The 25,941-nt window shown below is 40.8% G+C and carries 25 protein-coding genes; 23 read left to right on the top strand and 2 right to left on the bottom strand.

Translation table 11 applies throughout. From position 1 onward, the window contains the following. Positions 1-10 precede the first annotated feature (10 nt). Positions 11-457 (bottom strand): hypothetical protein, encoded by a 447-nt coding sequence (locus AC0VYO_RS12240; RefSeq protein ID WP_430242888.1) that lies wholly within the window; start codon positions 455-457, stop codon positions 11-13. Positions 458-599: 142 nt separating this feature from the next. Here AC0VYO_RS12240 and AC0VYO_RS12235 point away from each other — a divergent pair, with 142 nt between their 5' ends. From AC0VYO_RS12235 to AC0VYO_RS12125, 23 genes are all read left to right on the top strand, one after another. Beyond that, positions 600-2,231, top strand: coding sequence for a class I adenylate-forming enzyme family protein (locus AC0VYO_RS12235; RefSeq protein WP_475365298.1), 1,632 nt, complete (start codon positions 600-602; stop codon positions 2,229-2,231). Between the two features lie 13 nt (positions 2,232-2,244). Next, positions 2,245-3,783 (top strand): acyl-CoA carboxylase subunit beta, encoded by a 1,539-nt coding sequence (locus tag AC0VYO_RS12230; protein ID WP_475365297.1) that lies wholly within the window; start codon positions 2,245-2,247, stop codon positions 3,781-3,783. Positions 3,784-3,885: 102 nt separating this feature from the next. After that, positions 3,886-5,094 carry an acyl-CoA dehydrogenase family protein gene (locus AC0VYO_RS12225; protein ID WP_475367630.1) on the top strand — a complete coding sequence of 403 codons (1,209 nt, stop codon included), beginning with the start codon at positions 3,886-3,888 and terminating at the stop codon, positions 5,092-5,094. Between the two features lie 15 nt (positions 5,095-5,109). After that, the gene (locus tag AC0VYO_RS12220) at positions 5,110-5,883 is read left to right on the top strand and encodes an SDR family oxidoreductase (protein WP_194221807.1); all 774 of its coding nucleotides are present in this window, start codon (positions 5,110-5,112) and stop codon (positions 5,881-5,883) included. Between the two features lie 18 nt (positions 5,884-5,901). Continuing rightward, positions 5,902-7,071 carry a thiolase family protein gene (locus tag AC0VYO_RS12215; RefSeq protein WP_475365296.1) on the top strand — a complete coding sequence of 390 codons (1,170 nt, stop codon included), beginning with the start codon at positions 5,902-5,904 and terminating at the stop codon, positions 7,069-7,071. Between the two features lie 12 nt (positions 7,072-7,083). Then, positions 7,084-7,836 carry an SDR family NAD(P)-dependent oxidoreductase gene (locus AC0VYO_RS12210; RefSeq protein WP_475367629.1) on the top strand — a complete coding sequence of 251 codons (753 nt, stop codon included), beginning with the start codon at positions 7,084-7,086 and terminating at the stop codon, positions 7,834-7,836. Between the two features lie 18 nt (positions 7,837-7,854). Continuing rightward, entirely contained in the window at positions 7,855-9,471 is a 1,617-nt protein-coding gene (locus tag AC0VYO_RS12205) for a long-chain-fatty-acid--CoA ligase (protein WP_475367628.1), read from the top strand. A gap of 76 nt (positions 9,472-9,547) precedes the next feature. After that, positions 9,548-10,117, top strand: a complete 570-nt coding sequence (locus AC0VYO_RS12200) for a TetR/AcrR family transcriptional regulator (protein WP_475367627.1) — start codon at positions 9,548-9,550, stop codon at positions 10,115-10,117. 82 nt (positions 10,118-10,199) lie between these two features. After that, positions 10,200-11,084 (top strand): 3-hydroxyacyl-CoA dehydrogenase family protein, encoded by an 885-nt coding sequence (locus AC0VYO_RS12195; protein ID WP_475367626.1) that lies wholly within the window; start codon positions 10,200-10,202, stop codon positions 11,082-11,084. Continuing rightward, the gene (locus AC0VYO_RS12190; RefSeq protein WP_194221801.1) at positions 11,084-11,860 is read left to right on the top strand and encodes an enoyl-CoA hydratase; all 777 of its coding nucleotides are present in this window, start codon (positions 11,084-11,086) and stop codon (positions 11,858-11,860) included. Before AC0VYO_RS12195 ends, AC0VYO_RS12190 begins: the two co-directional genes overlap by 1 nt. 18 nt (positions 11,861-11,878) lie before the next feature. Beyond that, positions 11,879-12,283 carry an acyl-CoA thioesterase gene (locus tag AC0VYO_RS12185; protein ID WP_475367625.1) on the top strand — a complete coding sequence of 135 codons (405 nt, stop codon included), beginning with the start codon at positions 11,879-11,881 and terminating at the stop codon, positions 12,281-12,283. A gap of 56 nt (positions 12,284-12,339) precedes the next feature. After that, positions 12,340-13,404, top strand: a complete 1,065-nt coding sequence (locus tag AC0VYO_RS12180) for a phosphotransferase family protein (protein WP_475367624.1) — start codon at positions 12,340-12,342, stop codon at positions 13,402-13,404. Between the two features lie 8 nt (positions 13,405-13,412). Next, positions 13,413-14,165, top strand: a complete 753-nt coding sequence (locus tag AC0VYO_RS12175) for a 2-phosphosulfolactate phosphatase (protein WP_226613382.1) — start codon at positions 13,413-13,415, stop codon at positions 14,163-14,165. Then, positions 14,146-15,894: an acyl-CoA dehydrogenase family protein gene (locus AC0VYO_RS12170; protein ID WP_475367623.1), complete on the top strand. Its 1,749-nt coding sequence runs from the start codon at positions 14,146-14,148 to the stop codon at positions 15,892-15,894. The genes AC0VYO_RS12175 and AC0VYO_RS12170 overlap by 20 nt, the downstream gene beginning before the upstream one ends. 15 nt (positions 15,895-15,909) lie before the next feature. Beyond that, positions 15,910-16,680 carry an SDR family NAD(P)-dependent oxidoreductase gene (locus AC0VYO_RS12165; RefSeq protein ID WP_475367622.1) on the top strand — a complete coding sequence of 257 codons (771 nt, stop codon included), beginning with the start codon at positions 15,910-15,912 and terminating at the stop codon, positions 16,678-16,680. A 22-nt stretch (positions 16,681-16,702) separates the two neighbouring features. Then, the gene (locus tag AC0VYO_RS12160) at positions 16,703-17,494 is read left to right on the top strand and encodes an enoyl-CoA hydratase/isomerase family protein (protein WP_194221795.1); all 792 of its coding nucleotides are present in this window, start codon (positions 16,703-16,705) and stop codon (positions 17,492-17,494) included. Positions 17,495-17,610: 116 nt separating this feature from the next. Beyond that, positions 17,611-18,474, top strand: a complete 864-nt coding sequence (locus AC0VYO_RS12155; protein ID WP_194221794.1) for a branched-chain amino acid ABC transporter permease — start codon at positions 17,611-17,613, stop codon at positions 18,472-18,474. Further along, a complete protein-coding gene (locus AC0VYO_RS12150; protein ID WP_283154167.1) occupies positions 18,474-19,481 on the top strand; it encodes a branched-chain amino acid ABC transporter permease in 1,008 nt (335 codons plus the stop codon). The genes AC0VYO_RS12155 and AC0VYO_RS12150 overlap by 1 nt, the downstream gene beginning before the upstream one ends. Further along, the gene (locus AC0VYO_RS12145; RefSeq protein WP_430242845.1) at positions 19,481-20,260 is read left to right on the top strand and encodes an ABC transporter ATP-binding protein; all 780 of its coding nucleotides are present in this window, start codon (positions 19,481-19,483) and stop codon (positions 20,258-20,260) included. The genes AC0VYO_RS12150 and AC0VYO_RS12145 overlap by 1 nt, the downstream gene beginning before the upstream one ends. Beyond that, entirely contained in the window at positions 20,238-20,945 is a 708-nt protein-coding gene (locus tag AC0VYO_RS12140) for an ABC transporter ATP-binding protein (RefSeq protein WP_194221791.1), read from the top strand. The genes AC0VYO_RS12145 and AC0VYO_RS12140 overlap by 23 nt, the downstream gene beginning before the upstream one ends. Before the next feature lie 29 nt (positions 20,946-20,974). Beyond that, complete coding sequence (locus AC0VYO_RS12135) at positions 20,975-22,213, top strand: ABC transporter substrate-binding protein (protein WP_430242841.1); 1,239 nt, start codon at positions 20,975-20,977, stop codon at positions 22,211-22,213. Between the two features lie 25 nt (positions 22,214-22,238). Beyond that, complete coding sequence (locus tag AC0VYO_RS12130) at positions 22,239-23,906, top strand: long-chain fatty acid--CoA ligase (protein WP_475367621.1); 1,668 nt, start codon at positions 22,239-22,241, stop codon at positions 23,904-23,906. A gap of 1 nt (position 23,907) precedes the next feature. Continuing rightward, positions 23,908-24,906 (top strand): phosphotriesterase family protein, encoded by a 999-nt coding sequence (locus tag AC0VYO_RS12125; protein ID WP_475367620.1) that lies wholly within the window; start codon positions 23,908-23,910, stop codon positions 24,904-24,906. A 41-nt stretch (positions 24,907-24,947) separates the two neighbouring features. On the opposite strand, the gene AC0VYO_RS12120 is transcribed toward AC0VYO_RS12125, so the two are convergent. Continuing rightward, positions 24,948-25,868, bottom strand: a complete 921-nt coding sequence (locus AC0VYO_RS12120) for a ketopantoate reductase family protein (protein WP_475367619.1) — start codon at positions 25,866-25,868, stop codon at positions 24,948-24,950. Positions 25,869-25,941: the final 73 nt, after the last annotated feature.

Raw genomic sequence — 25,941 nt, 5'->3', positions numbered from 1 at the left:
TTTTTTTCAATTAATCTGTCGATAGAGCTTCATATTCGTTTTCGTTAACACCAACGAATCCATTAAGAATGACCGCAGCAAATAGTGGAGTACGCTCTTTCAATTCTTCTACTGTATATAGTCCTGAGAAATATTGAACGATTAACCCATCAATCATCGCTACAAATGCGCTAACGCCTTCACGGTAGTGAAGTGGCCAATATTCTTTATCTGGATCGAGCGCCATAAATCGATCTCTTAGATATAGGAGCATTTCGTCAAAAGCTCTTTTAAATTCTTCTGGTTCTTGATTCTGAGCTTGTTTCCCCATTTCTTCCGTTAGTTTAGGAAGGTTCTGTTCGTTGTAGTCCATTGAGCCATATATGAAATTCTCTACAAATTCTGGAACGGTTTCACCTTTGCAGTCATCGGTGAATTTTTCATATTCTTGTGTGAGCTGGTATAAGTTTTTATTCATCTTCATTCTTCCTTTCAAAGTGATAAAACACTATTTCCCAATTTTATCTATGTAAAACATGAATTTTATATTGAATAGTGAGAACGGCTACATGTATGATAAACGAAAGACATACCATACGGTCAGTATGAAGGAGGCTATTATGAAAAAAATGAAAACGAGTTGGCCAGAAGCTGTTCCAGTAACGTTAGAATACTTAAATGGGAAAAAGCCGCTTCATGAATATCTTGCATTAAATGCCGAAGTTTCACCAAATCAAACAGCAATCCATTACTATGGTTACGAATTGACATGGAAGGAATGGAGTGAGCGATCAAATCAATTGGCTAATTATTTGGCAAGGATCGGGGTAACGAAAGGCGATCACGTGGCAGTATTTATGCAAAACTGTCCGCAATATCTTATTTCCCATTATGCGATCCAAAAGCTCGGGGCAGTTGTTGTACCATTAAACCCAATGTATAAATCATCAGAGCTTTCATATTTAATAAGCGAAGGAGATATCAAAGGTATAGTATCCGGCCTAGAACTATTGCCAATGCTTCACGAAATGGAAGATAGTCTCTCCTTTATTGTTACGGTTTCTTATCAATCACTTATTCAGCAGGAAAATCTCTCTCTCGTACCGCAAGAATTACTTAACTCCGAGGAAGCCTCAAGGTTTACGACTCTTGAATCACTTTTTGAAACAGAATCGAATCTATTTCAGTCTGCTAAAGTTCAATTAGATGACGTTTCTCTGATGGTGTTTACATCTGGCACAACAGGAAGACCGAAAGCAGCTATGTTAACTTATGAAAACGCTTTATATAAAACCGCTGCAACAATGACATGTAATCAAGTAGGGGAAGGTGAAAAGCTACTGGCCAATGCCCCGTTATGTCATATTGCTGGAATGGTTATGGGCGTCAATCTTCCAGTTTATAGTGGCAATGAAACGGTGTTACTAAGTCGATTTGACCCAGAAACCGTAGTTCGTACAATTGAGGATCATCGTATTACAATGTGGTATAGCATTGCTCCAATGAATGGAGCGATCATGCAAATACCAAATATTGAACAGCGTGATTTTACTTCCCTTCGACTAAACCTAGCGACGAGTTTCGGGCTCCAAGTAACTGAAAAACTAGCAAATCAATGGAAAGAAATAACGGGCGGTTTGCTTTATGAAGCTTCTTATGGATTGAGTGAGACGCATACATGTGACACTTTTATGCCAAAAGAAAACATTAAGTATGGGAGTTGTGGCATTCCGATTCATCATACTACCATTAAAATCGTCGGTCTTGAGAGTGGGGATGAGCTACCACCTTATGAAGAAGGAGAAATTATTATTCAAAGCCCTGGTGTGTTTAAAGGGTACTACAATCGACCCGAAGAGACTGCGGCTACGCTTAAAAACGGATGGGTTCATACAGGCGACATTGGTCACCTTGATGAAGAAGGATATTTGTATTTTAAAGGTCGAGTAAAAGAAATGATAAAGAGCTCAGGATATAGCGTTTTTCCAGAAGATGTAGAAGCACTAATGAATGAACATCCAGCCATTATGCAAACAGCTGTTATCGGAATACCTGATCAGCAAAAAGGAGAAATCATTAAAGCTGTCATTGTCCTTGACCCTAACGATTCAAATCGATCTATAGAAGAATTATTAGCATGGGCGAAAGCTCATATGGCAGCTTATAAAGCACCAAAAGTGATTGAAATTCGAAAGAGCTTACCCGCAACATCTTCAGGTAAAGTATTGAGAAGACTGTTAAAAGATAGATAAGGAGAGTGAGATTATGGAGAATATTGTAGAAGAGTTAAAGAATCGTAGAGTTTTTGCAGAGCGTATGGGGGGACAACATAAAATCGACGCGCTTCATGCAAAAGGTAAAAAGACAGCTAGGGAGCGAATTGCCCTACTAGTTGATGAAGGGTCCTTTCTTGAACTTGGTAAATTAACCTCGTCTGATATTCCAGGACTAGAGGAAAAAAGTCCAGGTGACGGTGTGATCTGTGGAGTTGCTCGGGTAGATGGACGCCCGATAGTAGTTCAAGCTGGTGATAAAACAGTATTTGCAGGTACAGAAGGTGCTGTCCATATTCGAAAAACAAAAGCTGCTCACGCGTATGCATTAAAGAGAGGTTTACCATTAGTTAATTTAAGTGAAGGGGGAGGTCTCCGAATGCCAGATGGAATGGGCTCTGATGGTATTAGTGATAAGCTTTTCCCTCAAGAAATGTTAATGCATCATCGTGAAGTTCCGATGGTCACAGCGATTTTAGGTGATAGTTTCGGAGGACCAACATGGCTAGCGGTGTCTTCGGATTTTGTGACACAGCTGAATGGGACGTGCATGGGGGTAGCTGGTCCAAGAATGCTTGAGATTGCAACTGGAGAGAAAATAACAGAGAATCAGCTAGGAGGTGTTGAAATTCATCATAAGCACACAGGTCAGATTGATCAATCTGCAGACTCGGAAGAGGAATGCATTGATCAATTGAAGTTATTCTTAAGCTATCTTCCTTCGCATAGTGAAGAGGAACCACCATTATGTCACAATGAGGATTCGCTCGAAAGGCGAGTTGATCAGCTACTTTCAATTGTTCCAGAGAAACGGAATCGTGCGTATAACATGAAAAAGGTGTTGAAAGAGTTAGTCGATAACGGGGAGTTCTTTGAACTTAAACCCGAGTTTGGACCTGCTCTCTTAACTGTTCTATCAAGAATAGGAGGAAGGACAGTAGGGATTATTGCAAATCAACCGATGAAATATGCAGGTGCTGCTGGTGTACAGGAATGTGAAAAGGCGACTGATTTTATCTGTATGTGTGATTCATTTCATATACCTTTGATTTTCCTTCACGACATTCCAGGGTTCCGAGTAAGTTCCGAAGCAGAAAAGGGAAAAATCCCGACGAAAATTATGATGTGGAATCAGGCTCTAGCGCAGTCCACGGTTCCGAAACTTTCCGTAGTCATCAGAAAAAGTGTAGGGGCAGCTTACGGGAATATGTGTGGCCCAACAATGGGAGCGGATTTTGTCGTCGCCTGGCCATCAGCAGAAATTAATTTTACTGGACCAGAAGTTGGTGTGAATGTCGTTTATGGCAGAGAATTAATGCAATCTGAAAATCCGAAACAGGATCGAGAGAAGCTTTTAGAGGAATGGAGCTTTGATAGTTCTCCTTATAAAGCAGCCGCGAAGCATTTAATCGATGATGTCATTGATCCAGGCGAAACGCGGGTGTTTCTTGCCAGAACCCTTGAACTGGCGTGTTATAAAAACGGTTCAAAAAGCAATAGAAATTTAGCTAATTGGCCAACAGGATTTTAAATTTTAACATTTGTATTGAATATTTTGAATAATAAATTTATAATTATTACAAGAACATACCAACCGGTTAGTTAGATAACTGGTAAAAGGAGCCAACAAATGATGAATTTCGACTATTCAGAGCGTTGCTTATCGTATCTTGAAAAATTAACGGCATTTATGGATGAGAATGTATACCCTAATGAAAAAGTCTATGAAGAACAGCTTTCAGCGCAAGATAGTAGGTGGTCTGCCATTCCACCAATTATGGAAGAGTTAAAACAGAAAGCGAAAGATGCTGGATTATGGAATCTTTTTCTTCCAGATAGTGAGTATGGCGCAGGTCTTACCAATGCTGAATATGCTCCTCTTTGTGAAGTAATGGGGCGTTCTATGATTGGGCCTGAAGTATTTAACTGTGCGGCACCTGACACTGGAAATATGGAAGTATTAGTCCGTTACGGAACAGTCGAGCAAAAAGAACAATGGCTTGAATCTCTTCTTTCTGGGGACATCCGCTCCTGTTTCTCAATGACAGAACCTGATGTTGCGTCATCTGATGCTACAAATATTCAAGCACGAATTGAACGTGATGGTGATGAGTACGTTATCAACGGAACAAAGTGGTGGTCGTCAGGTGCAGGTGACCCTAGGTGCAAAATTGCTATTGTAATGGGCAAAAACGATCCGAACGCATCAAAGCACGAACAGCAGTCGATGATTCTTGTTCCTCTTGATACGAAAGGGGTGACAATAAAACGTGTTCTTCCTGTCTTTGGGTATGACCACGCACCGCACGGACATGCTGAAATTGAATATAAAGATGTTCGAGTACCAGCTACAAACATGCTATGGGAAGAAGGAAAAGGTTTTGCAATTGCTCAAGGGCGACTAGGTCCTGGTCGAATTCATCACTGTATGAGATTAATCGGTACGGCAGAGCGCGCACTTGAAGATTTATGTAAGCGCGTACAAGAAAGAGAAGCGTTCGGGAAGAAAATATCTGAGCAAGGTGTTGTTCGAGAATGGATCGCTGATTCTCGTATTGAAATTGAACAGGCAAGACTTCTTACCTTAAAAGCGGCATATATGATGGATACAGTTGGGAACAAAGAAGCGAAAGCAGAAATTGCGATGATCAAAGTAGTGGCTCCTAATATGGCGCTTCGTGTTATTGATCGCGCCATCCAAGCTTTTGGCGGTGCTGGAGTTAGTGATGATTATACGCTAGCTGCTCACTGGGCTAATGCGAGAACGCTAAGACTGGCTGATGGTCCGGATGAAGTGCATCGTAGCGCAGTAGCAAGACAAGAATTGAAGAAGTATAGATAACGAGGGGGATATAGGATGAACGTTATGCAACTGTTTGACTTAACTGGTAAGACTGCGATTGTTACAGGAGGTGGAAGAGGACTTGGTAAGCAAATCGCAGAAGGATTTGCAGAAGCTGGAGCTAATGTAGTTATTTGTTCAAGGAAACGAGAGGCTTGTGAAGCTGTTAGTGAGGAGCTACAGAAAGCCGGAGTAAAGTCTCTAGCTTTTGAATGTGATGTAACGAATCAAGAGCAAGTTCAGCATGTTGTAGATGAAACAATGAAAGAATTTGGTCGTATTGATATTCTTGTCAATAACAGCGGTGCATCATGGGGTGCGCCAGTCGTTGAAATGCCACTTCAAGCATGGCATAAAGTTATGGAAGTTAATGTAACTGGGACATTTCTCTTTGCACAGGCCGTTGGAAAAGAAATGATTAACCAAAAAAGTGGAAAAATCATTAACATTGCTTCTGTCGCAGGTCTTGGTGGTGCTGATCCACGCTATATGGACGCGATTGGTTATAACACGAGTAAAGGAGCCGTTATCACATTTACAAAAGACCTTGCTGTAAAGTGGGGTGGCTATAACATAAATGTTAATGCGATTGCACCAGGATTCTTCCCTACAAAAATGTCGAAGGGATTGATTGATGCAGGTGGCGAAAAAATGTTAGAAACGACTCCACTTAATCGCTTTGGTTCAGATGATGATCTAAAAGGGGCAGCACTATTTTTAGCATCAAATGCTTCTAATTATGTAACAGGAGATATTTTAATTGTTGATGGTGGACAACATGCAATGTAATGGGGGGAGGAAGCTAATATGAAACGTGATGCAGTTATTGTCTCAAGCGTAAGAACACCTATTGGTAGGCAAGGAGGAGCGTTTGCTGGGATTCAAGCACACGAGCTTGGGGCAATCGCTCTTAAGGAAGCCGTTGCTCGAATCAATTTGGAGGTTGAATCAATCGATGATGTGATCTTTGGAAATGTTATTGGAGGTGGCGGAAATATCGCTAGACTGACAGCATTGCAGGCTGGTCTTCCGCTTTCTATACCAGGTTTAACAATCGATCGACAGTGCGGATCCGGACTGAATGCGATTAATCTTGCTGCACAGGCGATTAAATCGGGAGACGGAGACGTTTATATTGTCGGAGGGGCAGAAAGTATGAGTCAAGCGCCTTATTTAATGGAAAAGCCTTCAAAACCATATAGTACAATGCCACCACGCTTTATGAAATCCAGGCTTTCCCCTCATGAAATTGGAGATCCTCCAATGGGAATTACAGCCGAGAATTTAGCAGAGAAATATCAAATTTCTAGAGAAGAACAAGATGAGTTTGCACTAAGAAGTCAGGAACGAATGGGTAAAGCTATGGTAGAGGGATATTTTGACTCGCAGATTGCTTCTGTTCATGTTCCTGTTCGTAAGGGTGACCCAATTGAAGTGAAAAAGGATGAACATCCTAGACCCGAAACTACTTTGGAACGGCTTTCTTCCTTGGCACCTGTCTTCAAGAAGGGAGGATCGGTGACAGCTGGATCTAGCTCAGGCTTAAATGATGCGGCATCCACTCTCATTGTCATGTCGCGTGAAAAAGCAGAGCAGCTCGGTTTGAAACCACTTGCCGTAGTTAAAGGATATGCTGTAAGCGGAGTAGATCCTAATATTATGGGAATTGGACCTGTTCCTGCTACAAATAAAGTTATGCAGCAAACTGGATTATCTCTTGAGGAAATGGATTTAATTGAAATTAATGAAGCGTTTGCTGCACAGGTACTTGCATGTGATCGAGAACTTAACATGAACCATGATGTACTGAACGTCAATGGAGGCGCTATTGCTCATGGTCACCCATTAGGGGCAACAGGAGCGATTTTAGCCACAAAGGCAGTTTATGAGCTTGATCGTAGAGATGGAAAATATGCGCTGATTACAGCTTGTATTGGTGGAGGTCAGGGGATCGCTACAATACTTGAAAGAGAATAAGGGAGGCGTAAAATGAGGCTGCAGGATAAAATCGCGATTGTTACTGGAGGCGGAGGAGGAATTGGAAGAGCGACTGCCATTCGCTTTGCAAATGAAGGGGCGAAAGTAGTTATCTCAGATATTCACTCTGAAACTGGAGAGGAAACTGTCGAACAAGTGAAGAAAATGGGAGGTGATGCCATTTTTGTAAAAACAGACACAGCAAATGAAGGAGATATGAAAGCGCTTGTAGAAGAATGTGGAAAGCATTATGGTGGACTCGACATTCTTTTTAATAATGCTGGTGTTAGTAATGAAGAAGTAAAGTTAGCTGATATGTCCGTTGATGAATGGGACCGTGTCGTGTCGATTAATTTACGAGGCGTTTTTCTAGGAATGAAATTCAGTATTCCGTTAATGGAAAAAAGAAATGGTGGTTCCATTGTTAATACATCTAGCCTTCTAGGACTAAAGGGGAAAAAATTCATGGCCCCTTACAATGCCTCTAAAGGCGGGGTGATTACATTAACGAAAAATGCTGCACTTGAATACGGAGGTAAGAATATTCGAGTGAATGCTGTGTGTCCAGGTGTTATCGATACGAATATTGTTACACCATGGAAGGAAGACGATCGTAAATGGCCCATTATCTCAAAAGCCAATGCGCTAAAAAGGGTAGGACAACCAGAAGAAATTGCAAGCGCCGTGCTGTTTCTAGTCTCGGATGAGGCCTCATACGTAACAGGAACTAGCCTTCTTGTTGACGGAGGAGGATTAACGTTTTAATTATTCGGAGGTGTAAGCATGAACGAGCAAAAGAGTTGGTTTAAGCATTACCCTGAATCGATTTCCAGTACGATTGATATTCCGAACATTTCACTTCAAGATATGTTAATGAAAACAGTGAACGATTATCCAGATCATGTTGCGCTATCTTTCTATCAGAAAAAAATAACGTACCGTGAGCTGGGGCACTTTTCTTCAGCATTTGGTTCTGCGCTTCAGAATACCTCTCAAATGCAACCAAAAGATCGTGTCGCCCTCATGCTGCCTAACTGTCCACAGTTTGCTATTAGCTACTATGGTGTATTAAGAGCAGGAGGAACCATTACACAAATTAATCCAATGCTCGTTGAACGCGAACTTCAGTACATATTAGCGGATTCAGGTGCGGAAACGATTGTGATCTATGATGCCCTTTATCCAAGATTAAAAGCGATACAGAATGAAACGAATGTGAAAAACGTTATTGTTGTTTCCCTTCAGCCTACTGAGGTATCTTTCGCTCCAGATATGACCTTTGACCAATTTATTCAAAGCTCAACTCAGCAACTAAACGAAATTTCTGTCGATCCAAAGGAAGAAATCGCCGTACTTCAATATACTGGTGGGACAACTGGGAGATCAAAAGGAGCAATGCTCACTCATCGTAATCTAATTGCAAATGTAGAGCAAAGCCTTGAATTCTTTAAAGGAGAGTTTATCTTTGGTGAAGAGAAGTGCCTAACGGTCATTCCGTTATTTCACGTTTTTGGAATGACGTCTTGTATGAATTTGTCAATTCGAATTGGTGCGGAGAGCGTGATTTTACCAAGATTCGATGTTGATGAAGTATTGAAGACGATCGAAACCGAAAAACCAACAATGTTTCCAGGCGTCCCAACGATGTATGTAGGACTTACAAATCATCCTGATGCAGAAAAGTATAATCTCGGTAGCATTCGGACCTGTAATAGCGGAAGCGCCCCAATGCCCGTTGGATTAATGAAGGAATTTGAGAGGAAAACTGGGGCTAAAATACTCGAAGGATATGGATTGAGTGAAGCTTCACCGACGACTCATGTAAATCCCCCATTCGGTGATCGTAAGCCTGGTAGTGTTGGAATTGGTTTTCCTTCAACGGATTATAAGGTTGTCGATCTAGGTGAAGGGAAAACAGAGCTTCCGTTTGGTGAGTCAGGGGAGCTGGTGATTAAAGGACCACAAATTATGAAAGGGTACTGGAACATGCCAGAAGAAACGGCTAATACATTGAGAGATGGTTGGCTATATACAGGCGATATTGCAAAGATGGACAGCGATGGGTATATTTCCATTATTGATCGCAAAAAGGACCTTATTATTGCTAGTGGATATAATATTTATCCGCGTGATATTGAAGAGGTTCTTTATGAACACCCTGCTGTTATGGAAGCTGTCATAGTAGGTGTTCCGGATCCTTATCGTGGTGAAACTGTCAAAGCGGTTATTGTTAAGAAGCCAGGAGCTGAATTAACAGAGCAAGAAGTTGTTTCTTATTGTCAGGATGAAATGGCTCCATACAAAGTGCCAAAGATCGTCGAATTCCGTAGCGAGCTCCCTAAAACTAGCGTAGGGAAAATTTTAAGAAGATCCATTCGCGATGAAGCACGTCAAGTATAGCTAAGGATGCTTCTGAGTAGCCTCCATATGATATAATCTTAATCAATGAACATTGATAGATTGAGAGGGTACTAGCATGAAACACAAACTGACTGTCAAAAGTATTGAGCTTTTTGAGAAGCAAGGCTTTAGTGAAACGTCAATTCAAGATATTGTCGATGCCATTGGCGTAACGAAGGGCACATTTTATTACTATTTTAAGAGTAAAGAAGAATTGCTGATGGATATTCACTCTTCTTATATCGACGGAATGATTAAGCAACAAAAGGAAATTTTAGAAGATGTGTTGAAAGATTGTAAAACTAAGCTATACGATATGGTGTACATGTTAATTCACAACGTCGAATTAGAAGGTCATAGTGCACGAGTTTTCTTCCGTGAGATGAAAAACTTGAAAGAAGAAAACTTAGCCGAAATTCTTCCAAAGCGTGATCAAATTCGCTATTACTTTCAGGATCTATTAAAACAAGGTGTTGAAAACGGAGAATTCAAAAGTGATCTCAATATTGGGATTGTGACGTTTGCCATTCTTGGCATTACAAACTGGACGTATCAGTGGTATAAACCAAACGGACCAGTTTCAGATAAGGAAGTAGCTAGCATTTTTGTTGATATGGTACTAAACGGAATAGAGGAAAGCGAATAAGCTTTCCTTTCTCATTTCACTATAATGTAAACGCTTTCGATCAAAACATTCTAACCGGTTAGTTAATTAAGGAGGAAAAGGTATGAAAATCGATGAAGTCAAGAACATTACAGTATTGGGAGCAGGTTCAATGGGTCACCAAATTGGGATGCTTTGCGCACTTGGTGGCTATGAAACAACCATTCAAGATATCAATGAAAAAGCACTAAAAGAAGCTGGAGAAAAGCTTGAAGGAATTATGTCAAAGTGGGTTTCAAAAGGGAAGATAACCGAAGAACAAAAATCAGCAGCATTTGAACGCCTGCAATTCACGACTAGTCTTGAAGAAGCTGCTGTTCGAGCTGATTTTATCATTGAAGCAATTGTAGAGAAGTTAGATGTGAAACGAGAGGTATTTGAAAAGCTCGATCAACTAGCAGATCCGAATGCAATTCTTGCTACGAATAGTTCAACGATTGTGAACTCGTTAATTGCGTCCGCAACGAATCGTAAAGATAAAGTAGTGAATATGCACTTTTTCTTCCCACCACTAGTGATGGATTGTGTGGAAGTTGTTATGAGCGATGCAACGTCGGAAGAAACAGCTAAGCTTACAATGGCTGTTTGTGAGCAAATTAATCGAACAGGTGTATTGTTAAAGAAAGAGATTTCCGGTTTTGTTGCGAATCGTATTCTTGGTGCCTTACAAAAAGAAGCGATGTATTTATATGAGGAAGGCATCGCTGATTTTGAAGATATTGACCTCATCTGTAGAAAAGCCTTAAATCATCCGATCGGTCCGTTTGAATTGATGGATTTATCAGGAATTGATGTAGGTTATTACGTGATGCAGCAACGCTATAATGAAACAGGTAATCCAGAGGATAAACCTTCAAAGGCGATAGAAGATAAAGTGAAAGCTGGAACATTAGGAAGAAAAACAGGTAAAGGCTGGTATGACTATACAAAAGAAGGAGTGAAGAATTAATGAAAATGGTAACGTATGAAATTCATGAGAAAACAGCGGTTGTGACGATTAATAATCCCCCTTTAAATGTGATGAGTAAGCAAGTATCTACAGAACTTTTTGAAGTATTTACAGAGTTAGAAGCCAATCAAGATGCTGTTGCAGTGATTTTAACAGGTGCTGGTAATAAAGCATTCATGGCTGGTGCAGATATTAAGGAATTTCCTGAGTGGATTGGACATACAGGGTTTAAAGATATCGTGATGGAAACTCATCAGGTATTAAACTATCTTGATCACTTTCCTAAGCCAACAATTGCGGTTCTTAATGGTTTAACATTCGGCGGTGGATGTGAACTTGCGATGACATGCGATATGCGTATTGCTGAAGAGCATGCTCAACTTGGACTTCCTGAAATAAAGCTAGGTCTTTTCCCAGGTGGTGGGGGAACTCAGCGGCTCCCTAGACTGATTGGAGAAGCAAAAGCAAAAGAAATGATGTTTACAGGAGAACCGATTTCTGCAGAAGAAGCCGATCGATATGGCCTAGTAAATCACGTTGTACCGTCGGGCCAGGGAATGGCTTATGCGCAGGGGCTTGCTGCCAAAATAACCGGACAATCCCTACAGGCTTTATCACGAATTAAACACGCTGTGAATAAAGGAGCTCATCTTCCAATTGAATCAGCTGTTGAGCTTGAGGCGGAATTGTTCGAGGAAGTTTTCCAAACAGATGACATTAAAGAAGGCGTTCAAGCATTTATCGAAAAGAGAAAGCCTGCTTTTACTCATAAGTAATAGAAAAGAGGAATCGATATGAGCGTTCATACAAGTGTGAGAGTAAGATTTTGTGAAACGGATGCGCTTGGCCATGTTAATAACACAAGCTACTTTATATACCTCGAGGAAGCACGTGTACAATTTTTTGATTATCTAGGTAAACGTTCTAGAACAGATGATTGGCCATTTATTCTCGTTTCTACGAAATGTGATTTTCTAAAACAAGCTTATTTTAAACAGTCACTTCATGTAGAAACGACTGTTAAGCGAATTGGCACAAAAAGCTTTACGCTCATGCACTATATAAAGGATACGGAAAGTGATGGTGTAGTAGCTGAAGGTGAAGCGACTGTCGTCTATTATGATTTTAAGAAACAAGTAAGCGAAGTTATACCGGATGAATTGCGAAGTAAGCTTGAGGAATCTTATCAACTGCTATAAGCGTGGTGTTTTTTAAGGGTAAATGACTGAATATTACGTAATCAGGAGAGTGGCGTATGACCTATTCACACGATACGATACCTGTCCGAGATGGAGAACAGCTCGATCTAAAGAAACTAGAGAGGTATATTAAGGAAAACATTGAACATCTGAGTGATGATCCTCTCAAAGTTGAACAGTTTGGAACAGGTCACTCAAATTTGACGTATCAGCTATCGATTGGTGAGTGGGAAGCAGTTCTCAGAAGACCGCCTCTTGGTCCAGTTGCTCCAAAAGCGCATGACATGGAACGAGAGTATACGATTTTAAGAGAATTACATCCCGTTTTCCCACTAGCACCAAAACCATACATCTATAATGAAACTTTACTTGATGCCCCATTCTTTCTTATGGAAAGAAGAAGGGGAATTGTGCTTGACACCTCGTTTCCTGATGGCGTTCAACCTACTGAAGAGTTGTGCAGAAGGATCTCAGAAACGATGGTAGATACGCTAGTTGATTTGCACAGTGTTGATTATAAGCGGACAAATTTAAGTAAAGTAACTCACCCTGATGGTTTCATGGAACGTCAGGTGCACGGCTGGATCAAACGATATAACCGCTCGAAAACAGATGATATTCCTGGTATTGATGAATTGACGACATGGATGGCTTCGAATATCCCTAAATCACAAAGCCCTACTGTGATTCACTACGACTATAAATTAAACAATGCGATGTTTGATCAGGAAGACTATAGCAAAATGGTAGGTTTATTCGATTGGGAAATGACAACTGTTGGTGATCCTCTGGCTGATCTTGGTGCCGCAATGGGGTACTGGTTGCAACAAGATGACCCAGAAATCTTAAAAAAGGGCATGGGTAAAGCACCGGTAACTGTTATGAATGGATTTATGACGAGAGAAGAATTTATTGCGTCTTATGCTACTAAATCAGGGCGTGATGTCTCGCAAATGAACTTCTATTTAACATTTGCTTATTTCAAACTTGCTGTCATTTGTCAGCAAATCTATTATCGTTGGAAAATGGGTCAAACATCGGATGAACGCTTTCGTCATCTTAATCAGTTCGTAGCGAGTTTAATTGCGCATGCTCGTGACAATGCCAAAGTAAAGCGTTAGGAGTTCATATGGGAAAAATACATGTCGTTTTAAAAAAGGAAGATATTGATCAGGCAAAAATTAGTGAAGAAAAAATTGCGGTTGTGCTTGATATTCTTCTAGCAACATCAACCATAACCTCAGCACTTGAATTTGGTGCAGAACGGGTTATTCCTGTTCTAGATCAACACGAAGCATTGCAAGAAGCGAAAACGTTACCTGAAGGAAGTTATTTGCTTTCAGGTGAGTATGAAGGGCGAACAATTGAAGGGTTTCTAGATCCTAATCCATTGCAATTAAAGAAAGCTGTTAAAGGAAAAACGTTAATTTTATCAACTACAAATGGAACCGTAGCAATTAAACGAACGAGAGAAGCTAAACGAGTGTATGTGGCTTCGTTACTGAACGGTCATGCCATCGCAAAAAAGCTCAATGATAGTCACCGAGAGGAAACGATTGTGATTGTTTGCTCGGGTTCATCCGGCGAATTTGCCTTGGAGGACTTCTACGGTGCTGGATATCTTATACATCAAATGCTTACTACTCACGATTGGGAGCTTACTGATTCCTCACGTGCTGCTGTTTCATTTTATGAAGGTAGTTCGAAAAGCGGTGAGGACGTGTTACTTTCCTCGCGAGTCGGTGAAATGATTAAGAGGTACGGATTTGAAGAAGAAGTAAGTTTTGTTGCTTCCGAAGGGATTTTCTCAATCGTCCCTTATGTGAAGGCGCAAAAAACGGTGGTTCGAGAGGAGGTTCATCATGACACAAACCAAGTCTAGTCGTTCTGGTGCGGATTTTATGTTTCAACATTCTAGTTCAGAAGAAATATTCACACCAGAAGATTTTACCGATGAACATAAAATGATTGCAAAAACAGCTCACCAGTTTATTACTAAAGAGGTTATACCGCATAGAGAATCGATTGAAAATCAACAGTTTGACAAGGTTGTAACTTTGATAAAAAAAGCTGGTGATCTTGGTCTTCTCGGTCATAGCATTCCTGAGAAATATGGTGGTCTTGGACTAGATAAAGTTTCCAAAGGGATTGTAGGAGAAGTGGTTGGCCGGACAGGTAGTTATGGCGTTGCTCAATCCAACCACACCTGCATCGCTACGCTTCCAATTACACATTTTGGAACGAAGGAACAAAAGAATCATTATTTACCGAAACTCGCTTCAGGCGAATACATTGGTGCTTACTGTTTAACTGAACCTAACGCAGGCTCTGATGCCCTTGCATCCCAAACCACGGCTATTTTAAATGAGGAAGGCACTCATTATATTTTAAATGGGACAAAGCTTTATATCACGAATGCGGTCTTTTCAGATACTTTTATTATTTATGCCAAAATAGACGGAAAGCACTTCTCGGCATTTATCGTAGAAAAGAATTTTCCAGGTATTTCTCTTGGGCCAGAAGAAAAGAAGATGGGTATAAAAGGATCATCGACAAGATCGGTTATTTTAGAAGATTGCCTAGTTCCAATTGATAACCTTCTTGGTGATAAAGGGAAAGGTCACGTTATTGCTCTTAATGTCTTGAATTTGGGAAGGTTTAATCTGGGATCTGCTTGTACTGGAGGAGCAAAACATGCTCTAGGACTGGCGTTACAACATACAAGTGAGCGTAAACAATTTGGTCGAACCATTGCCGGTTTTTCAGCTACTCAAGAAAAAGTAGCGATGATGATGGCTAAAATTTATGCTTCAGAATCACTACAATATCGGACAGCCTCTCTACTTGAAGGTGCGATGGAAGGTTTATATGACGAAGAAGACCACAGGATTGTTGGAAAGCAAATGATGGAGTATGCCGTGGAGTGCGCTATTTGTAAAGTATTTGGATCTGAAACGCTCGATCAAGTTGTTGATGAGTCATTACAACTTCATGGCGGGGCAGGATTTATTCAGGAATACCCAATTGAGCAGATGTACCGCGATTCCAGAATCAACCGAATTTTTGAAGGAACGAATGAAGTGAATCGTTTGTTAATACCAGGAAATTTATTTAAGAAAGCGATGAAAGGCGAAATTCTTCTTGAAGAGCACATTGAAAAAGCGAAGCAGGCATTAATGCAGCCGAACAATCGTTTATTAAATGAAGAAGCGGCTATTCAAAGCATACGAAATGTATTTCTTGTATGTGCAGGTGTAGCCTACAAAGAGCATGGTAAAGAACTGATGGAGCATCAAGAATCCCTTATGAAGCTTGCGAATATAGCGATTATGCTTTATGCAAGTGAAGCTGCAGTTCTCCGAGCATTTAAGAATGATGAATCAGTCGGTGATTTGAAGCAGATGCTAGCTAGAACCTTCCTTGAAGAAGCTCTTTTGCAAGTAGAAACGTCAGCTCGCAAACTGGTTATGAGCGTACTCTCTCAAGATGAAAAGGAACAAACATTAGGATTAATTATTCAAGAACTTTCGAAATATGACTTTGGAAGTTCGCTAGAACGAAATCGACTAATTGCAAAACAAAGCTACAATAAATTAAAGTACGAAGTTTAGAAAGCGGTGAAAGAAATGGGAAGGTTTTCAGGACGAACGGCAGTGATAACCGGGGGTGGCAGCGGAATCGGTGCCATGACTGCAAAGCGGATAGCGAGTGAAGGAGGAACGGTTATTCTTGTTGGCCGTACAGAGGCTAAGCTGTTGCAAACGGCTAACGAGCTTAAAGAACTTGAAGGAAAAGTTCTTACTTTTGTAGCTGACGTAACAAAGCAGGAAAAAATTGATCACCTAACAACATTCGTTAAAGAAAGTACTGAAACTCTTCATGTATTAATTAATAATGCTGGAGGGTCTCAAGGTTCCCCCATTCTTGAAATGACGGAAGAAAATTGGGATCATGCACAAAATGTGAATTTAAAAAGTGTTTTTCTCGTTTCGAAGGCGCTGGGGAAATTAATGCTAGAAACCGCAAAGAAAGAGGAAGAAATGGTAGATTTCTCTATCGTGAACGTAGCCTCGTTATCAGGGCATAAGGCTGGTGCACAAATTCCTCATTATAGTGCAGCGAAAGCAGCCGTTATTAATTTTACAAGAGCACTGGCGGTAGAACTTTCCCCATACATTCGAGTGAATTCAGTTTCCCCTGGATTTGTTGAAACTCCGTTAACAGAAGACGGTTTGAAGAATGAAAGGTTTGAGGCGTCAATTAAGCGAAATACCGCTTTGAATCGAGTGGGACAGGCTGAAGAAATTGCAAACGTTATTTCATTTGCTGCTTCACCTGAAGCGAGTTATATGACTGGATCTGATCTATTAGCCGACGGTGGCTGGCTCATCGTATAAAAAATAAGGAGAGTGTTTAAAAATGGAAACAACAGTAAAAACGGATCATCTTAAAGTAAATGTACATGGTGCTGTGCTTCATCTTACACTTAATCGACCTGAAGCGCTAAATGCGTTTAGTCCCGAAATGATCTTAGGACTAACAAAAGCGATTCAAGATGCCAAAGAAAACGACGACATTCGAGTTGTTATGCTTTCAGGTGCCGGCCGTTCTTTCAGTGCCGGTGGTGATGTAAAAACGATGGGGGATACTTCTTCAACAGAAGTTTATGAACATATTGGTAAGTTAAATGAACTGGTTCTTACGATGAGGGACCTTGAGAAGCCGATTATTTCAGTTATTCATGGTTTTGCTGCTGGAGCAGGATTTAATCTAGCGCTCGCTAGTGACATTATTCTAGCAGCAGAAGATAGTAGTTTCGTATTAAGTTTCTCTCAGGTCGGATTAATTTCAGATGGTGGGGGACTATCTTTCCTTCCACGTTTAATCGGTCCTTATAAGGCGAAAGAGCTTTTCTTCTCTGCCCAGCCTATTACTGCAAAAGAAGCGAAACAATTAAATATTGTAAATCAAACTTATCCTTTAGCTAGCTTAGAGGAAGAAGCAATGGCATATGCTGATAAGCTTTCTAGAGGCCCTGGTAAAGCATATGGTTTTATTAAAAAGATTGCCGATGCTTCACTCACTTCATCTTTATCTGAAGTGCTTGAACAAGAACGTATTACTCAGGCTTTAATGGTAACGACAGAAGATCACAAAGAAGGCGCAAATGCGTTTAAAGAAAAACGTGCTCCTCAATTTAAAGGTAAATAAAATTGTTAATCTGGATTGAAGATTTCTTCAATCCAGATTAATTCCCACATCTTGAATTCTCTTCATAAGTCCGCCGTCCCCTTAGTCTGGATCCTATCTAATAGAGGAGGAATAACATGGAGCTCCTTTTCCAGCAGATTTTTAACGGACTTACAATTGGAAGCGTTTACACGCTTGTCGCCCTTGGTTTAACACTGGTTTTCGGTATTTTACATGTTCCCAATTTTGCTCATGGTGCTTTTTATATGGTGGGTGCTTACGTTACCTTAATGATGATGGTAGGTTTTGGTTTTCACTATTGGATCGCTATCATTGCATCGATTACTGTCGTTGCTCTTCTTGGAGTAGTGACGCAACAGCTTATTTTCAAAAAGTTAGAAGGCGCTGATGGGATGAGAATGATGGTTGCGGCCATTGGTATCCTTCTTTTTCTAGAAGCATTTGGTCAATTTATGTGGGGAACAGAATACCACAGAATGGACACCCCATATGGTTCTGTCGTTAACTTATTCGGTTTAACGGTAACTCTGCAAAGACTCTTAATTATCGTGGCAGCCGTGATCCTTATGCTTGCGCTTCATTTTTTCTTAACCAAAACAATGATTGGGGCAGCTATTATTGCCATGGCTCAAAATAGAGAAGGGGCCTTTCTAGTAGGAATTAATGCAAATCAGGTAGCATGGCTCACGTTCGCGATTGCTGGTGGTTTAGCGGCTGCAGCAGCTTCACTTGCTTCGCCAATTAATCTCGTATTCCCGACTATGGGAAACCTCGTCATCATGAAAGCATTTGTCATCATTATCATTGGCGGAATGGGGAGTATCCCTGGTGCCATACTTGGAGGTTATTTACTTGGATTAACGGAGAGCATTGGAGCAACGTACATATCCTCTGACTATAAAGATGTGATTGCGTTTCTCTTACTCGTTGTGATTCTCACAGCCAAGCCGACCGGGTTGTTTACTAAGGGGGTTCAGTAATGCTAAATGTTCTCTCAAAACGAACCCTTTTACTTTTGATAGCGTGTGTTGCTGTTCTTTTTCCGCTAGTTTTCCCAAATATGTATGTGCTGCAATTACTGACACTTGTGTTTATTTGGTCCATTGCAGTCTACGGTTTTAACATCATTTCGGGCTATGTGGGTTATTTATCTCTCGCTCATGCAGGATTTTTTGCAATAGGAGCATATGGACTTGGATTACTGACAACAAAAGCTGGAATGCCTTATTGGATGGCTTTATTTCTTGCTGTCGCGATCACCTCTATAGCAGGCGCTATTGTCGGTGTGGTTGCTCTTCGAACGAAATCTCATTTCTTTGCAATTTATACGATGTGTGTAGGCGTTATCATCTATCTCCTAATAGATAAATGGGATAGTTTAACTGGAGGAGTTCGAGGGTTAATTGGAATTCCCGCTCCTGGGAGTATCGGTCCCATCACTTTTGATACGTTAACATCTCAGTATTATCTGGCTCTATTTTTTCTATCATTTACGATTTTTCTTTGTTATCGCATCGTACATTCATTACTTGGTAGGACATTTATTGCGATCCGTAATAGTGAAGAGCTTGCGAAAACGATTGGTATTTCAATCATGAAAAATCAGTTGCTTGCTTTTACCCTATCAGCATTATTTGCTGGATTATCTGGGGCTTTGTACGCGTCTTTTATTCGGTTTATCGGCCCACAAATCTCAGCTATTACCGTTACGTTCGAGATGTTGATGTACCTTCTTGTGGGAGGGATTGGAACTCTAGCAGGTCCGATTGTTGGCACACTCATTGTCATCTCTCTTACGCAATCCTTGCAGTTTCTTGAAGAGTATCGAATGCTCATTTTCGGTCCTGTAGTTGTTTTATTAGTCTTATACTACCCTCGTGGAATAACAGGTAGTATTCAAGCGTATATGCAAAAAAAGCGGCAGAAAAAGGTGAAAACCGCTAAGGAAGAGCGTGATGTTAAAAGGAACGTAGGGGAGGCAGGATAATGTTTTTTTCAACAGAAGGAATCACGAAGCGCTTCGGGGGACTAGCTGCTGTTGAAGATGTGAATGTGTCTATAGAAAAAGGGACCATTACAGCAATCATTGGACCTAACGGCGCCGGGAAGTCAACTTTTTTTAACTTGATTAGTGGGATACACCCACTGACATCTGGAAGAATTAATTTCAAAGGAAAAGAGATTACAAAGTTACCTCCACAGCAAATTGCAAGACTAGGAATAGGAAGAACTTTTCAAACAACAAACTTATTTGAGCAATCGACTGTTCTAGATAATGTGCTGATCGGCCATAGGCTTCGTACCAAATCCGGAATATGGGATGCGCTTTTCCGTACGAAAAGAGAAAAAGATGAAGAAAAAAAGTCCTACGAAAAGGCATTAGAAGCGCTAAAGTTTGTTGAAATGATGCATGTTGTTGAACATCCTGTAACCCTTATATCACAGGAAGAAAAAAAGAGACTCGCTTTTGCTCTAGCTTTAGCGACTGATCCCGAAATGGTTCTTCTTGATGAACCAGCTGCCGGAGTGAATCCAGATGAAACAGATGGACTTGCGTATTTAATGAGGAAGATGGCTGACCACGGCATTACGGTTTGTCTTATTGAGCATAAGATGCCGATGATTATGAGTCTAGCTGATCAAATTGTGGTCTTGAATCACGGGAAGAAAATTGCAGAAGGGCGACCAGAGGAAATTCGCCAAAATGAAGCTGTGATTCAAGCCTATCTAGGGGGTGCAGCGCATGCTCCAGCTATCCACAATTAACGTCAACTACGGTGCATCGAACGTTCTTCACCAGATTTCCTTAAATGTTAACAAAGGAGAAACGGTTGTTTTACTTGGAGCTAACGGGGCAGGAAAGAGCACTATATTTAGAACGATCAGTGGTTTGATGAAGCCAGTATCTGGTGATGTTCTATTTATGGATCGCAAGGTAACGGGAAAACCGCCTCACTCTCTTGTGAAGGAAGGCATAGTCCAGTGTCCTGAAGGGAGAAAGTTATTTCCACAAATGTCTGTCTATGAAAATCTGAAGATGGGTAGTTATGTTCATCGAAAGCATCGAAAGGAAATGGAAAATCAGTTAAAGGAGGTGTATTCTCTTTTTCCTATCTTATACGATAAGCGCCATCAAGCAGCTGGATCTCTTAGTGGTGGTCAACAGCAGATGCTTGCCATAGGTCGCGCATTAATGGCCAAGCCGAAAGTCCTTCTCCTTGATGAACCATCATTAGGTCTAGCACCATTGATCGTTGAGCAAATGTTCCACATTATCGAGGATATCAATGAGCAGGGAACAACGATTCTGCTGGCAGAGCAGAATGCAAATGCAGCACTCCAGATTTCTGATCGGGGTTATGTCATTGAGAGTGGCAAAATTGTACTAGAAGGAAGCAAGGAAGAACTTTTGTCTAATGATGAGATTCGAAAAGCTTATATTGGAGCATAATTGGAATCGATTAGTATAGGGGGATAACGATGAAAATTGGGATGAAGCTTTTTGTATTCATGATGGTGTTAATTGGACTGATGGTTGTGGGCGGTTGTGCGGCGGGGTCCGTTAGTAACTCCAGTAATTCAGAAGGATCTTCTAATGAAAATAAATCAAAAGACACTAGTACAAATGCAGATGCAACATCTTCTGCAGAGAACACGGTCAACATTGGGTTTAGTGGCCCACTAAGTGGACCTGCAGCATATTATGGGGAAAATACGTTGAGCGGATTAGAAATGGCCGTAGATGAGATTAATCAAGAAGGTTTCGAAGTGAATGGCAAACAATATGGCATTAACCTTGTGACACTAGACGATCAATATCTACCGAATGAAACAGGTACAAATGCGAGAAGACTTGTACAAGAAAATGATACACCAATTATTTTCGTTCCTCATAGTGGAGGCGTATTCGCTACTCAAGTATTTAACGAACAAGAAGACTTTCTTATTGCAGGCTATACGAGTGAACCGAAAATTATGGAACAAAATAATTCGCTGACATTAGGGATTCCGCCAGCTTACAATGCTTATCCTGAGCCTTTTACAGACTATCAAATGGAGCGATTTGGAAAGAAAATAGCTCTTCTGCCTACTTCCTCTCAATACGGTAAAGATTGGACAGAAGCATTAAAGCCGGTATGGGAAGAAAATGGCGGAGAAGTTGTATTTGAAGGCTCTATTGATTTTAGTAAGGATACCGATTTCTTCTCTATCGTTACAAAAGCATTAAGCAACAATCCTGACGTAATGTTTGTAGGAGGACCTTCGCAGCCTACAGCGCTCGTGATTAAACAAGCAAGAGAGCTTGGTTTTGAAGGCGGTTTCATGCTGATGGATCAGTCAAAAATTGAAGAAATTGAGCCTGTACTAGGCGGGCTTGATCAGTTAGAAGGTACGATAGGTGCTCTTCCAATTATTGATAGTGATGCTCCAGGGGCAGAGAATTTTATTAGTCAATACAAAGAACGATTCGAGCGGATTCCTACTGCTGAAGGTGCATTTAACTATCAAGCGATGCATGTCATCGTAAATGCGATGAAAGAAGCCGGGTCAGTTGACGATCCAGCCAAAATCATGGAAAGCATGGATGCAGGCGTTCAATCACTTCCCGACGAGCAAATGGTTTGGCATTTAACTGGCATTTATAACGGTGGTGCATTTGACTGGAAACCAGCTATCGGAGCTGTTGAAGACGGAAAAGTAGTTAAGATAGAAAATTAAGTGGACTTGAAAGGGGATCGAAAAAATGCAAACAAATCATTTTAAATTCTGGCCTAAACGAGTACCATATTCACTTACCGTTCCTGAAACGACTATCTATGATAACCTCGCTGTTTCTGCCAAAAGATATCCGAATAAAGAAGCAATAATTTATTACGGAGCAACACTAACATACAAAGAGCTACTAGCGGAAGTTGATCGTACGGCTGCTTTTCTTGAGCAGCTGAAGGTCACTGAGGGTGAAAACCTTCTTCTTTTCATGCAAAATTCTGCACAGTTTATCATTTCCTATTATGCGATCCTAAGAGCGAATGCTGTCGTTGTTCCCATTAATCCGATGTTAACAGCAGAGGAACTTTCTTTCTATATTAAGGATTGCGATATTAAAACCGCAATCGTAGGTCAGGAGCTCTATGAAAAGGTAGAACCTTTAGTAGGGTCAACCACACTTACTAATGTTATCACGGCAGCTTATTCTCACTATGCCGGTAACGAAAGCGATATACCAGCAGAAGTTTCACTAGAAGCTAAAAGAGTGGACAAGCCGAATCGTTATACGTGGGAAGATGCCGTCAATCACCAACATTCACCCGGAGAATATGTAAGATCTATTCATGACGTTGCGGTCATGCCTTATACATCTGGTACAACGGGTCTTCCAAAAGGATGCATTCATCCAAACCGCACGCTTCAAGCAAATGCTGTAGGAGCATCTCAATGGATGAATATCACAGCAGATGGCATGCATCTTGTAACGCTACCTTTATTTCATGTGACAGGTATGCTTCACAGCATGCATGCCCCCATTTATAGCGGGGCTCCAATGGTAGTCATGACACGTTGGGATCGGGATTTGGCTGCTAAATACATTGAAAAATATGAGGTTGCTAACTGGGTTAATATTAGTACAATGCTAATTGATTTTCTATCAAACCCTAATCTACCAAACTATTCAATTTCATCCCTAAAAATACTAGCTGGGGGCGGTGCTCCATTACCAGCAGCTGTTGGGGAGAAATTATATAACTTAACAGGCTTACGATTTATAGAAGGGTATGGTTTATCTGAAACGATATCTCACACTCATTTCAATCCACCTGATTTTCCAAAACTTCAATGCTTAGGCGTTCCTTCATTCGACGTGGATGCTCGTGTAATCGATCCTAATACAATGAAAGAGCTTGGACCAGGTGAGCCAGGTGAAATCGTAGTGAACGGCCCACAAGTGTTTGATGGATACTATAATCGAGAGGATGAAAATCGCAATTCGTTTATAGACCTTGATGGGAAGTCTTTCTTCCGAACGGGTGATATAGGACGCTATGATGAAGAAGGATACTTTTTTATGATTGATCGCGTAAAGCGAATGGTCAATGCTTCGGGCTTTAAAGTGTGGCCAACAGAAGTCGAGTCAATCTTATATAAGCACCCAGCTGTTCAGCAAGCTTGCGTTGTCGGTGTTCCTGATCCTCGTCGAGGTGAAACAGTTAAAGCTTTTGTCATTCTAAATGAGGGTGATAAAGGAAAAGTCACGGAAGAAGAGATTATCGAATGGTCAAAAGAACAAATGGCAGCTTATAAATATCCAAGAATGATTGAGTTTATGGATGCATTTCCAACTACGAGTAGTGGAAAGATTTTATGGAGAAAACTCCAGGATAACGAGCGCCAAAAAGCAGAAGGAGTGAAATAATATGGGGAAAACAGTAGAAACAGTGACGGGTCCAATTCCGGTAGAGCAGCTCGGGAAAACGCTAGTTCATGAGCATTTTGCATTTGGTTATCCAGGTTTTAGTGGGGATGTTTCTCTTGGCGCATTTGATTTTCAAGAAGCACTTCAGGTAGGTATATCAGTTGCCGAAAGTGTCATGGCACACGGTGTGAAAACGGTAGTGGATCCTACGCCGAACGAGTGTGGTAGAAATCCGGAACTTCTTCGAACAATATCAACTGAAACAGGACTACAAATAATTTGTGCGACCGGATACTACTATGAAGGGGAAGGTGCGACCCCTTATTTCAAATTTAGACAGGGTCTTGGAACGGCAGAAGAAGATATTTATGAGATGTTTAGCAAGGAAATTTCGGATGGGATTGGAACAACTGGAATTAAACCAGGGGTTATTAAACTAGCCTCTAGTAAAGATCAAATCACAGATTATGAAATGATGTTTTTTAAAGCCGCTGCACGTGTTCATAAAGAAACGGGCATTTCAATTTTAACGCATACACAAGAGGGGACAATGGGGCCAGAGCAAGCACAGCTTTTGATTGAAGAAGGTGTCCACCCACAATCCATCATCATTGGTCATATGTGTGGAAATACAGATGCTGCTTATCATTTGAAGACATTAGAAATGGGGGTAAATATCGGTTTTGAGCGCTTTGGCATACAGGGACTCGTTGGTGCTCCTTATGATAAAGAACGTCTTATTACATTAATTGGGTTATTGAATAGCGGATTTGAAAACCAAGTCATGCTCTCACATGATACCGTAAACTATTGGATGGGCCGCCCACCAGTTCTTCCAGAGGCAGTGGAAAAAATCATGGCTAATTGGCAACCAGCGTATATTTTTGAAGAAATCATTCCTAAATTGAAGGCAGCTGGAATATCTGACGAAACGTTGACGATTTTGTTTGAAGAAAATCCAAAGAAATTATTTTCCTCAGAAGCAAAAGTAAAAGCATAAGAAAAAAGCGAGGGTGAATCCTCGCTTTTTCTTATGCTGTTTTATTTCATTTGATTTTCGTACGGTTTCATTAAACGATATAGCGTCTCTGTATAAGGAAGTTTCATCTGCACCTGCTCAGCAAGACGAAGTGCCCCTCCTTGAAGATGCTCGACTTCTAGCTTGTTCTTTTTTCTTTTATCTTGATGCATGGAGGAAGTCGCTTCGTAAGGAAGGGATTGGAATGACTTCATGCGGCGATCAATATCTTCTTGATTGATGTGTATGTCATACTGTGATGCAAGTGTTCTGATCTCACTCATCACATTTTCAACTAGTTTGAGGGTTTCGGGTACATCTCTTATGATGCCCGTGTGAAAATCTCCAGCCGTAGTTACACCAGACATCGCTGAAATGAACATATACTTTTTCCACATCTCTTCTTCGATGTTTGAAGTTAATTGAGAATTAAAATTCGCATGCTCATTTATTTTGCTTAATGAAGCACAGATTTCTTCTTGAGAAGGGTGGAGCGGACCGAAGATTAGTTCATGTAGTTCACTCGTGTGTTGTACGTGTCCATGGTCATCAAGAGTAGCAATAATGTACGATAATCCACCGAGTACTGCTTCTTCCCCGAGTTCATCTTTGAGGATGGAAATATGTTCAATTCCATTTAGTATAGGAAGAACCTTTGCTCCTTTCGCAACAAGCTCCTTGAGAACTGGAAGACTATCTTCAAGATGATACCCTTTAACGCCCAGAAGAACAAGGTCAACGGAAGATACTTCAGACGCATTTGTGATGAGTTTAGGAGAGCGCACCTTCGTATTACCTTTTATACTTATTACTTGTAGCCCTTCTTGTTCAATTTGCGCTTTTCTTCCTTCACGAACATAAAAGGAGACGTTTTCACCAGTTTCAGACCATCTTGACCCGAAATATGTACCAAGTGCACCAGCACCAAAAATTATAATATTCATAAGTATCCTCCTTGTCGAAATCTTCTTTCTAATAACACTCTACTTATTCTTACAAATAAATTCAAGTAGGGAT

The organism is Anaerobacillus sp. 63XJN7_4_ISO-PGPR-S23-413 (genome assembly GCF_056173725.1).
Note: the sequence above shows the minus strand (reverse complement) of the source record. Positions and strands in the feature narration are given on the sequence as shown.